Origin of the sequence: Microbacterium sp. C448 (genome assembly GCF_000582705.2) — a bacterium.
Lineage (GTDB): Bacteria > Actinomycetota > Actinomycetes > Actinomycetales > Microbacteriaceae > Microbacterium > Microbacterium lacus_A.
The window spans coordinates 1-9,988 of sequence record NZ_HG779730.1 but is presented as its reverse complement, the minus strand read 5'-3'; the positions used below and the strand labels follow the sequence as shown (position 1 = coordinate 9,988).

The window sequence follows — 9,988 nt, the reverse complement described above, 5'->3', positions numbered from 1 at the left end:
TCCCTTCGACAGGCTCAGGGAGCGTGAGGTTCGCGTCGAGACGTGGCGCCCGTGGAGCGGGAGAGTCCGGGAAGTTCGGACATCCGTCCATCGATCAGCGCCATCTTCTTCGCTCGGCTCCACCCCTGTATCTGCTTCTCCCAGGCGAAGACGCGCTCAATCGATTCGTCAAAAGCACCCCATGCGAGCGTGACGGGACGACGGCGACGCGTGTACGCGGCACCTCGGTCATCGTGATTGTGTTCCCACACCCTTTGCTCTATATCGCGCGCGGTGCTGCCCGTGTAAAAGCTGCCGTCTGCGCACCGCAGGATATACACGAAGGGCATGACTCAGTGTGCGCGCTGTCGACGGTGGCGGTCGGAACTTCTCCACACCCGTAGGCGTCTGGCTGCTCCCTTCGACAGGCTCAGGGAGCGTGGGGCGAGGATCAGCCCTCGCGGGCGATGACCTCGGCCGCGTAGTCCGGCACAGCGTTGTCATCGTCCCGCGGCGGTCGCTCGTAACCGCCCGACGCCGGACGCTCGGGAATCACGATGTCTTCGCGTGAGACGGGCTCGGACGGGATCTGCGAAAGCAGATGCGCCATCATGTTGACGCGCCCGCGCCGCTTGTCTTCGTTGTCGACCTCGAACCAGGGCGACTCCGGGATGTCGGTGTGGACGAACATCGTGTCCTTGGCCCGGGAGTAGTCCTCCCACTTGGTGATCGATGAGACATCGTTCGGGCTCAGCTTCCACCGGCGCATCGGATCACGGGCGCGGTCGTGGAACCGGCGCTCCTGTTCGATATCCGACACCGAGAACCAGTACTTGAGCAGGATGATCCCGTCCTCCACCAGCATCCGCTCGAAAATCGGTGCTTGGTGCAGGAACCGGTGGTATTCGGCGTTCGTGCAGTAACCCATCACGTGTTCGACACCCGCGCGGTTGTACCAGGACCGATCCATCAGGACGATCTCGCCCGCCGCGGGCAGATGCGCGACGTAGCGCTGGAAGTACCAGGTCGACTTCTCGCGCTCGGTTGGCGTGGGCAAAGCCACGATGCGCGTGACACGCGGATTGAGGTACTCGGAGACTCGTTTGATCGTCGACCCCTTGCCCGCCGCATCACGCCCCTCGAAGATGACGACGATGCGCGCACCGGTCGCCTGCACCCACGCCTGCATGTCGACGAGGCGCGCCTGCAGGGCCTTCAACTCGCTCTTGTACAGGGCCTTCGGCATCCGCTTACTCATGGCGCCACCCTACGCGAGGGCGCTTCGGGCGCGCCCTTCGACAGGCTCAGGGAGCGTCCGCACCGGGCTCAGGCGTGGAGAGCCTCGTTGAGTGTCACGCCGACTCCCGCGCGGCGGACGGCCTCGACAGCGCCCGATACGGAGTTGCGCCGGAACAGGATGCCGTCGCTGCCCGAGAGCTCGGCGGCCTTGACGACCGGCACCGTGCCATCGGCCGTCGGCGCGGCGTCGACGAGCGCGACCTTCGTCCCGGCGGTCACATAGAGCCCCGCCTCGACGACGCAGTCGTCACCGAGCGAGATGCCGACACCGGCATTCGCCCCGAGCAGGGTGCGCGCGCCGATCGAGATGCGATGCGTCCCGCCGCCCGAGAGCGTGCCCATGATCGACGCGCCTCCGCCGATGTCGCTGCCGTCGCCGATGACGACGCCCTGTGACACGCGACCCTCGATCATCGAGGAGCCGAGGGTTCCGGCGTTGAAGTTGACGAACCCCTCGTGCATGACCGTCGTGCCGGGGGAGAGGTAGGCGCCCAGACGCACGCGCGAGGCATCCGCGATCCGCACGCCGACGGGAGTGACGTAGTCGGTCAGACGCGGGAACTTATCGAGCGAGCCCACCTGGATGCCGTCACGCAGCAGCAGGGGACGCAGGCGAGTGGCATCGTCGGGATGCATCGGGCCTGCGTTCGTCCACGCCACCACGGGCAGGTGCCCGAAGATGCCGTCGAGGTTGACCTCGTTCGGGGTGGCCAACAGGTGCGAGAGTACGTGCAGGCGCAGGTACGCGTCGGAGGTCGATGCGGGAGGTGCGTCGAGGTCGATCTCGACCGTGACGGCCTCGACCGTGACCCCGCGGCGGTCATCGGGAGCGGCCAGGCGGTCGACGTTGTCGTCCGCGATCGCCGCGTCGCGTCCGAGCGGCACACGGCCGAGTTGCGGATTCGGGTACCAGGTGTCGAGCACCGTCCCGTCGCTCGAGATCGTCGCCAGTCCCTCGCCCCACACCCACCGCTCGCTACTCATGCCACCCACGCTACCGAACCGCGCGGGCCCGGGTTGGCCACGATCGCGCCGGTACACTCGGGGGATGCCGCAGCTCGACCTGTCCGTGTCACCCGTCGAGCTCACCCGGGTGCTCTGTGACATTCCGAGCGTCTCGGGGGATGAGACCCCCCTCGCGGATGCGATCGAGGCCGCGGTGTCGACGCTCCCGCATCTCGAGGTGTTCCGCGACGGTGACACGATCGTGGCGCGCACCATGCTCGGTCGCGACCAGCGGGTTGTGATCGCGGGACACATCGACACGGTGCCGATCAACGACAACCTGCCGACGCGCGATGTGGTCGTGGATGGCGAGGAGTGCATCTGGGGCCGCGGCACGGTCGATATGAAGGCCGGGGTGGCGGTGCAACTCGTGCTCGCCGCCGAGCTGGTCGAACCTCGGGTCGACATCACGTGGATGTGGTACGACCACGAGGAGGTGGATTCGAGCCTCAACGGGCTCAATCGGCTTTCGCGCGTCCGCCCCGATCTCTTCCAGGCCGACTTCGCGATCCTCGGTGAGCCCTCGGGCGGCGAGGTCGAGGGCGGATGCAATGGGACGCTTCGAGCCATCGTCCGGACGCACGGCGTGCGTGCGCACTCGGCACGCTCCTGGATCGGCGAGAACGCGATCCACAAGGCAGCCCCGATCCTCGAGCGACTCGCTCGCTATCGGGCGCAGACGGTCACCGTCGAGGGCCTCGACTACCGCGAGGGGCTCAACGCCGTATCGATCTCGGGCGGCATCGCCGGCAACGTGATCCCCGATCTCTGCGAGGTCGAGGTGAACTTCCGGTTCGCGCCCAACCGTTCCGAACTCGCGGCAGAACAGCACGTCCGCGACGTGTTCGAGGGTTTCGAGGTCGAGATCGTCGATCTCGCGCCGGGCGCGCGCCCGGGACTGGATGCCCCGCTGGCCCGCGAGTTCGTCGCGGCGGTCGGCGCCGAACCGCGACCGAAGTACGGGTGGACGGATGTCGCACGCTTCTCCGCGCTGGGAGTACCCGCGGTCAACTACGGCCCCGGAGACCCGCACCTCGCGCATCACGACGAAGAGCGGGTTCCGGTCTCCCAGATCGAGGCCGTGGCGCGCGGTTTGCGGGCGTGGCTGACGGCGTGAGCGGCGCCGAGGCTCCCGGCCCCGACGAGGACGCGCTGCTGATACGCCCGGCCCGAGGGCCTTGGATGGTGCTGTGGATCGCGTTGATCTACCTGGCCGCGCGGCTGGTCACGACGGGGCTGATGTTGCTCGCGTCTGCGATGTCGGGCCCGGATTCACGCTTCGGAGTCAACCCGGGGCTCGGATCCTTCATCATCGGCTGGGATGCCCAGTGGTACTGGCTGATCGCCGTCAGCGGTTATCCGACGCAACTCCCGCTGACGGACACGGGCGCGGTGGCCGAGAACGCCTGGGCCTTCATGCCGATCTACGCCTTCCTCTCAAACGTCATCGGCATCCCCTTCGGCTACTGGGGCGCGGGTGGGTTCCTCGTCGCGATCGCGGCGGGCTTCGGCTGCTGCCTGGTGCTGTTCCAGATGACGCGCGGGCGCATCGGCGACACCGCCGCGCTGTGGTCGGTGGGCCTGTTCGCGTCGGCGCCCCTGGCGGCCCTGTTCCAGGTTGCGTATGCCGAGTCGCTGTTCCTGCTGTGGCTGCTCGTATCGATCTGGTGCTTGCAGCGACGGCGCTACGGATGGCTCTACGCGCTGATTCCGCTCATGGCCTTCACCCGACCGGGGGTGCTCGCGTTCGCGCTCTTCCTCGGGCTGTTCGGTCTCTGGCGGTGGTTCCGGCGCGACCGCGAGCCGCTCCACCGGATCGAGATCGCCCACATCCTCGCGCTCGGGGCCCTCGCGGTGGCGACAGGATTCGCATGGCAGATCGTCGTCGGGATCGTGACGGGGGATCTGGGCGGATATCTCGCGACGGAGCTGGCCTGGCGCCGCAACTGGGTCGCCGACGGGGGAGTGTTCATCCCGTTCCACGGCTGGTTCGCGGGTGCCGAGTTCTGGTTGCAGTCGTGGGGTGCGCCTGCGGGAATCGGGATCGTCGCGGCGGTCGCGCTGATGCTCGGTGCGGCCGCGCTGCTTTTGTTCGAACCGCACGTGCGGCGTCTCGGCGTCGAGGTGCGACTGTGGGCGGCGAGCTATCTCGTGTATCTCTTCGCGGTGTTCTTTCCGCAGTCGAGCATCTTCCGGTTGCTGTTCCCGCTCTCGCCGCTCTGGGGTGCGGTCGCTGCCCCGCGGTCGATGATCTGGCGGATCGGGGCGCTCGCCGTGTGCCTCGTGGGGCAGTGGTGGTGGATATGGAACATGTATGGACTGGCAAACATGTACTGGCAGGTGCCCTGATATACCGCTCGGCCGATTTATGTCGGTGGGCAGGATAAACTGGACTGAGCTAGATTTCGCGACGAAAGGGGCCGCTATGGCAGCCATGAAGCCGAGGACCGGCGACGGACCGATGGAGGCTGTGAAGGAGGGGCGCCTGATTATCGTGCGGGTGCCGCTCGAAGGTGGGGGGCGTCTCGTGGTCTCGGTCAACGACGCCGAAGCCAAGGAGCTTCACGACGTGCTCTCCGGAGTTGTCTCCGCATAGAGTTCGTCGTCTGGCCGGTTCCGTTCACGGGACCGGCCTTTCTGCGTCCCCGGCGCTACTCCGTGATCTACTCCGTGATCTTGGTGAGCTGCAGGAGCCCGTCGCCGACGATCGACAGGGCGGGCATGACCGCTTGCGATCCCTGCGTCTCTTGGATCAGTGAGCGGAAGGCCGTCGTGATCGGGTCGCGCTGGACGGGGTCCGCGACCCGCCCGTTCTGCAGGGCGCGGGGGATGAGCACCGTGCCACCGACGCGCACGAGGCGCAGACCGTGGGCCACGTACTCCAGGATGTGCTCAGGGTCCGCGTCGATGAGGACGATGTCGTATGCCGACTCGTTCATGCGCGGCAGGACATCGGCTGCACGACCGGTGATGAAGCGTGCGCGTGCGGGCGGGATGCCTGCGTCTGCGAACGCCTTGCGCGCTGCGGCAAGGTGCTCGGGTTCGGCGTCGATCGTCGTCAGGATGCCTCGGGCGCTGCCACGGAGCAACCACATGCCCGACACCCCGGCCCCCGTGCCGATCTCGACCAGGTTGAGGGCGTCCGACGCGGCGGCGAGCACAGCGCACTGTGCACCGATCGCGGGATCGATGGGGACGATGCCCAACTCGAGCGAGTGCGCGCGAGCCTTCGCGATCGGATCGGGCTCGGTGACCTGCTCCGTCGCGTATCGCCAGCTGGCCTGCTGTCCGCTCACGCGCTTGTCCATTTTCCCTAGATTACGCGGCAGTTGCGGACTCTGACCGCAGGCGCGGCGAGTAACCTGTAGTCATGTTCTTCGGGTTGACGATCGAGAAGCTTCTGCTGATCGGTGTCATCGCCGCCCTGTTGGTCGGGCCCGAGCGGCTGCCCCGGTATGCCGAGGGCTTGGCGAAGCTGCTCGGACGCCTGCGCGAGTTTCTCCGCGGGGCGAAGACGAGGGTGCGCGACGAGATGGGCGAGGACTTCGACGACGTCGACTGGCGCCGGCTCGATCCCCGTCAGTACGATCCGCGGCGCATCATCCGCGAGGCGCTTCTCGACGAAGCGCCGATCAAGCCGGTCAGCCCGGGCGCACCCCGACCGGCGACCGCCGCGCTCGGTGGCGCGGGAGCGGCTGGCGCCGGCGTTGCGGCGCTGGCCGGGGCCTCCGATACCGCCGCGGCCCCCGCATCCGTCGCCTCCGCGCCGAACGCGACCCCATACGACTCAGAAGCCACCTGACCGCTCGCTGGCCGTCGGAGATCGATTGAGCGTCGGATCGATCGGGGCAGATTCCTCCGACGCTGCCGAGATCTCCGACGCTCGCGCGGAACTCCGCGAACAGGCTCGTGGGCGAGTTCAGGTGAAAGAGAGCACCTCGTCGCCCCAGGCTGCGCGCAGCTCTCCGTCGAGGTCCGGCACGACCCGATCGACGCGGTCGATCACGAGCGTGGCGCGGTCGGTGGTCGTATAGGGCGCCCACACGGCGGCACTCTCCGCCTGGGGTGAGCCGCTCACGGCGAACCCGATCCAGCGCTGCTGGAAGCGCTGCGAGAGCTGGTGGCCCGTGCGCATCCCGCCGAGTCGGAACGTGATGTCTTTCTTGCCGCCCTGCATGTTGCCCCACAGGTACGGCAGCTCGGTCGCGTGGGTCGCGCCGATACCGAGCAGCCGCAGCATGGGGGTCGCCCAGTCGAAGCGGTACAGGTATGTCGGTGCGACGGCGGCGTGGCCTTCGACGAGCCAGAGGGTCGGCATCCGGAATCCGAGATCCCGCGAGATCGCCGGGCCCTGCTTCTTCAACCGCAGACCCGCATAGGCGGAGAGGATCTCGGCGTCGGCGGGGATGTCGAGATCGGGCCGGTCGGCTCGCAGGTCGGCCGACATCTCTTCGATCGCTTCGCGCGAGACCGGCATGAGCGGCGACTTCATCATCGTGAACAGCGAGGTCTCGTCGCGGTTGGTGCCGATCAGCAGCGGCACGGGCAGGGCGCCGCCGCGTGCGAAGACGTCGACCGGATGCTCCGGCACCAGATCGCCGTCGACAACGGGTGTGAAAGCCAGGGTGCCGGGTTCGTCGAGGGGCGTGGCCGCATAGACGGTCATTGCGGCCGCGGCGAGCCGGTCAGCTGGGATGTCGCGGAAGGACGAGGCATCCGAGGGGTCGGCTTCCACGGTCTGGAGCAGCTCGCGCGCCATGCGCTCGGCGCGATCCTGCCCGTACACCGACGTCGCGGGGGAACTCTCGGCGATGGCTCGATGAAACAGTCCCTCGGCCGCGGGAGAGGTCATGAGGGTCGTCACGATGCCACCGCCGGCGGATTCGCCGAAGAGCGTCACCTGACCCGGGTCACCGCCGAACGCCGCGATGTTCTCGCGCACCCACTCCAGGCTGAACAGGATGTCGCGCAGCGCGAGGTTCGTCTCGAACGTCTCGGACTCGGTCGAAAAGCGGGAGAGATCGGCGAAGCCGAGCGCACCCACGCGGTACCCGACGGTGACGAGGACGATCTCGCCACTCGCGGCGAGCGACCTGCCGTCGTAGATCGGCTGCGCTGTCGCCCCGAACATGTACGCGCCGCCGTGCACCCACACCATGACCGGTCGCGGTTCCGCTGCCGAGACGTTCTCGGCGGCCCATACGTTCAGGGTCAGGCAGTCCTCGCTCTGCACGGCGTCCTCGGGCAGCCGGATGGCGGGCGAGGCTGTCTGCACGGGGATGGGGCCGAACCGCGTGGCATCGGCCACGTCCGACCAGGGCTCCGGGGGCTGCGGCGCGCGCCAGCGCAGCGGACCGATCGGCGGCGCGGCGTAGCGAATGCCCTTCCATGACCGAACGGTGCCGTCGGTGTCGCCCCGCACCGGTCCACGCGTCGTGGTCACTGTCAGGGTCGTGTCGGATGCCATGGCTCTCCTTTGAGATCAGTGCGGAGTCTTCGAGACCAGCGGGGCCTTCGAGATCAGTGCGGAGTCACGGTGAGGGGGCGCCCGGCCAGACCGCGGGGAACCCCCGCGAGCCGAGCGGCCAGGTCGATGAGGGCGCGCCGAGCGGGATCATCCGCCGCGGCATCCGTCTCGTCGCCCGTCTCATTCAGTGTCGCCGTGAGGGGGGTGCCCGCGTCGCCCGCTGTGCGCAGGGCCGGGCTGAGGGGGATGGAGGCGAGCAGAGGGACGTCACCGGATGCATCCGCTGCCTGCGATGCGGACAGCGCCGCCGCGACCTGCGCACCCCCTCCCGAACCGAAGAGGTCGAGCACGGTGCCATCGGGCAGCGTGTACGCGGCCATGTTCTCGATGACCCCGATGACGCGCTGCCCCGTCTGGCGCGCGACGAGGGCGCTGCGAATCGCGACATCGGATGCCGCGGCCTGGGGAGTCGTGACGACCACGACCTCGGCGTGGGGGAGCAGCTGGCCGACAGAGATCGCGATATCGCCCGTGCCGGGTGGCATATCGAGCAGCAGGATGTCGAGGTCGCCGAAGTGCACGTCGGTCAGGAACTGTTGCACGGTGCGGTGCAACATGGGTCCGCGCCACGCAACGGCCGCGCCCTCGTCGCCTTCGCGCAGGAACATGCCGATCGACACGGTCTTCACCCCGTAGGCCACCGGCGGCAGGATCAGGTCGTCGATGCGGGTGGGGCGGACCGTCCGGCCCTCGGCATCGACCAAGCCCAGCAGGCCCGGGATCGAGAAGCCGTGCACATCGGCATCGATGAGACCCACACGGAGTCCCCGCACGGCGAGAGCCACGGCGAGGTTCGCGGTGACGGTGGACTTGCCGACCCCGCCCTTGCCGCTCGTGACGGCGATCACGCGCGTGAGGGATTCGGCCGTGAACGGGATGCCACGGGGGCGACCTGCCCGGAGGCGCTCCGTCAGGGCGGCGCGTTCCGCCGGGGTCATGACGCCGACGTCCACGTGCACATCGAGGACACCCGGGACGGATGCGGCCGCGCGGCGCACGTCGGATTCGATCCGGCTCGCGGCGGGGCATCCGACGATCGTCAGGGCGATCCCGACATCCGCGATTCCATCCGTGACAGCGATCTCGCGCAGCATGTCGAGGTCGCCGATCGGCTGACGCAACTCGGGGTCGGTCACCGCCCCCACCGCAGCTCGCACGGCGTCTGTCAGCTTCTGATCGACTCCGAGCCCGAATCCGGGGTCGTTGTTGTCAGCGCTCATCGGGTGCCGCGGTGTCCGCATCGGACGTCTCGCTGCGGGCCTCAAGACCTTCGAGCAGGGTCTTCAGCTCGTTGCGGAGTTCATGACGGAGCACGTCCTTCGTGACGACCTCGCTGCTGACATCCGTGAGCGCGAGACGAAGAGCAACGATCTCGCGGGCGAGGTACTCGGTGTCGGCGAGGTTTCGCTCGGCGCGCTGCCGGTCCTGCTCGATCTGGACGCGGTCGCGGTCGTCCTGGCGGTTCTGCGCGAGCAGGATGAGGGGAGCGGCATACGAGGCCTGGAGGGACAGGACGAGCGTCAGCGCCGTGAAGCCGTTCGCCGCCGAGTCGAAACGCCAGTACGAGGGGAACATCGTGTTCCAGATGATCCAGAGGGCGCAGAAGGCGCTCAGGCCGAGCAGGAACCACGGCGTGCCCATCTTGCGGGCGATCCACTCGGTGAAGCGGCCGAACCGGTCACGCGAGGGCTGCGGTGTGCGCGAGAGCACGCCGGCGCGCCCGCGTGGCGCGTCCAGCGTGACCCGGCGCGACGTCCGCGCCATCAGCGTCGCCTCGATCCGGCGGCACGACTCGCGGGACCGGATGCTGAAGCATCCGCATCATGCGAGCGCCAGTCATCGGGCAGCAGGTAATCGAGCACATCGTCGACGCTGACCGCACCCACGAGGCGGTGGGCGGTGTCGACGACGGGCAGCGAGACGAGGTTGTAGCTCGCGAGCAGCCGCGCGACCTCGGCCGCCGAGGCGGTGGCGTGCACGGGCTCGACCGAGTCGTCGATGATGGCGCCGAGGCGCTCGTGCGGGGGATAGCGCAGCATCCGCTGGAAGTGCACCACACCCAGCAGGCGGCCCGTCGGGGTTTCGTAGGGCGGGAGGGTGACGAAAACGGCGGCCGCGAGGGCGGGGTGCAGCTCGTGCCGGCGGATGAGCGCGAGCGCCTCGGCGACCGTCGCGTCG

At 68.5% G+C, this 9,988-nt stretch carries 12 protein-coding genes; 4 read left to right on the top strand and 8 right to left on the bottom strand.

The genetic code is table 11. From position 1 onward, the window contains the following. Nucleotides 1-14: 14 nt before the first annotated feature. The 3 genes from MIC448_RS11380 to dapD form a co-directional block, all read right to left on the bottom strand. Nucleotides 15-329, bottom strand: a complete 315-nt coding sequence (locus MIC448_RS11380) for a GIY-YIG nuclease family protein (RefSeq protein WP_036299693.1) — start codon at nt 327-329, stop codon at nt 15-17. 101 nt (nt 330-430) lie between these two features. Beyond that, the gene (gene ppk2 / locus MIC448_RS11375) at nt 431-1,237 is read right to left on the bottom strand and encodes a polyphosphate kinase 2 (protein ID WP_373457232.1); all 807 of its coding nucleotides are present in this window, start codon (nt 1,235-1,237) and stop codon (nt 431-433) included. 68 nt (nt 1,238-1,305) lie between these two features. Next, nucleotides 1,306-2,262 (bottom strand): 2,3,4,5-tetrahydropyridine-2,6-dicarboxylate N-succinyltransferase, encoded by a 957-nt coding sequence (gene dapD, locus MIC448_RS11370; RefSeq protein WP_036299699.1) that lies wholly within the window; start codon nt 2,260-2,262, stop codon nt 1,306-1,308. Nucleotides 2,263-2,326: 64 nt separating this feature from the next. On the opposite strand from dapD, the gene dapE reads away from it, so the two are divergent. From dapE to MIC448_RS11355, 3 genes are all read left to right on the top strand, one after another. Beyond that, on the top strand, nt 2,327-3,400 hold the full coding sequence (gene dapE, locus MIC448_RS11365) for a succinyl-diaminopimelate desuccinylase (protein ID WP_036299687.1): 1,074 nt from the start codon (nt 2,327-2,329) through the stop codon (nt 3,398-3,400). Then, nucleotides 3,385-4,632 (top strand): membrane protein, encoded by a 1,248-nt coding sequence (locus MIC448_RS11360; RefSeq protein WP_036299684.1) that lies wholly within the window; start codon nt 3,385-3,387, stop codon nt 4,630-4,632. Before dapE ends, MIC448_RS11360 begins: the two co-directional genes overlap by 16 nt. A gap of 76 nt (nt 4,633-4,708) precedes the next feature. After that, complete coding sequence (locus MIC448_RS11355) at nt 4,709-4,879, top strand: DUF3117 domain-containing protein (protein ID WP_081766366.1); 171 nt, start codon at nt 4,709-4,711, stop codon at nt 4,877-4,879. Between the two features lie 67 nt (nt 4,880-4,946). On the opposite strand, the gene MIC448_RS11350 is transcribed toward MIC448_RS11355, so the two are convergent. Further along, nucleotides 4,947-5,591: an O-methyltransferase gene (locus MIC448_RS11350; protein ID WP_370651683.1), complete on the bottom strand. Its 645-nt coding sequence runs from the start codon at nt 5,589-5,591 to the stop codon at nt 4,947-4,949. Between the two features lie 62 nt (nt 5,592-5,653). Here MIC448_RS11350 and MIC448_RS11345 point away from each other — a divergent pair, with 62 nt between their 5' ends. Continuing rightward, complete coding sequence (locus tag MIC448_RS11345; protein ID WP_036299679.1) at nt 5,654-6,085, top strand: twin-arginine translocase TatA/TatE family subunit; 432 nt, start codon at nt 5,654-5,656, stop codon at nt 6,083-6,085. Between the two features lie 117 nt (nt 6,086-6,202). Here the strand turns inward: MIC448_RS11345 and MIC448_RS11340 are convergent, their stop codons facing one another. The 4 genes from MIC448_RS11340 to MIC448_RS11325 all read right to left on the bottom strand — a co-directional run. Continuing rightward, on the bottom strand, nt 6,203-7,750 hold the full coding sequence (locus tag MIC448_RS11340; RefSeq protein ID WP_036299677.1) for a carboxylesterase/lipase family protein: 1,548 nt from the start codon (nt 7,748-7,750) through the stop codon (nt 6,203-6,205). Between the two features lie 53 nt (nt 7,751-7,803). Continuing rightward, nucleotides 7,804-9,030: an Mrp/NBP35 family ATP-binding protein gene (locus MIC448_RS11335; RefSeq protein ID WP_036299675.1), complete on the bottom strand. Its 1,227-nt coding sequence runs from the start codon at nt 9,028-9,030 to the stop codon at nt 7,804-7,806. Next, nucleotides 9,020-9,574 (bottom strand): DUF1003 domain-containing protein, encoded by a 555-nt coding sequence (locus MIC448_RS11330; RefSeq protein WP_036299673.1) that lies wholly within the window; start codon nt 9,572-9,574, stop codon nt 9,020-9,022. The genes MIC448_RS11335 and MIC448_RS11330 overlap by 11 nt, the downstream gene beginning before the upstream one ends. Continuing rightward, on the bottom strand, nt 9,574-9,988 hold a 415-nt coding region (locus MIC448_RS11325), incomplete at its 5' end, for a CBS domain-containing protein (protein WP_036299672.1). The genes MIC448_RS11325 and MIC448_RS11330, both read right to left, overlap by 1 nt.

Excerpts from the sequence above, each read along its gene's own strand:
- dapE (WP_036299687.1), top strand. The coding sequence starts at position 2,327 with ATGCCGCAGCTCGACCTGTCCGTGTCACCCGTCGAGCTCACCCGGGTG.
- MIC448_RS11355 (WP_081766366.1), top strand. The coding sequence starts at position 4,709 with ATGGCAGCCATGAAGCCGAGGACCGGCGACGGACCGATGGAGGCTGTG.
- ppk2 (WP_373457232.1), bottom strand. The coding sequence starts at position 1,237 with ATGAGTAAGCGGATGCCGAAGGCCCTGTACAAGAGCGAGTTGAAGGCC.
- MIC448_RS11330 (WP_036299673.1), bottom strand. The coding sequence starts at position 9,574 with ATGGCGCGGACGTCGCGCCGGGTCACGCTGGACGCGCCACGCGGGCGC.
- MIC448_RS11340 (WP_036299677.1), bottom strand. The coding sequence starts at position 7,750 with ATGGCATCCGACACGACCCTGACAGTGACCACGACGCGTGGACCGGTG.
- dapD (WP_036299699.1), bottom strand. The coding sequence starts at position 2,262 with ATGAGTAGCGAGCGGTGGGTGTGGGGCGAGGGACTGGCGACGATCTCG.
- MIC448_RS11335 (WP_036299675.1), bottom strand. The coding sequence starts at position 9,030 with ATGAGCGCTGACAACAACGACCCCGGATTCGGGCTCGGAGTCGATCAG.
- MIC448_RS11380 (WP_036299693.1), bottom strand. The coding sequence starts at position 329 with ATGCCCTTCGTGTATATCCTGCGGTGCGCAGACGGCAGCTTTTACACG.
- MIC448_RS11345 (WP_036299679.1), top strand. The coding sequence starts at position 5,654 with ATGTTCTTCGGGTTGACGATCGAGAAGCTTCTGCTGATCGGTGTCATC.
- MIC448_RS11350 (WP_370651683.1), bottom strand. The coding sequence starts at position 5,591 with ATGGACAAGCGCGTGAGCGGACAGCAGGCCAGCTGGCGATACGCGACG.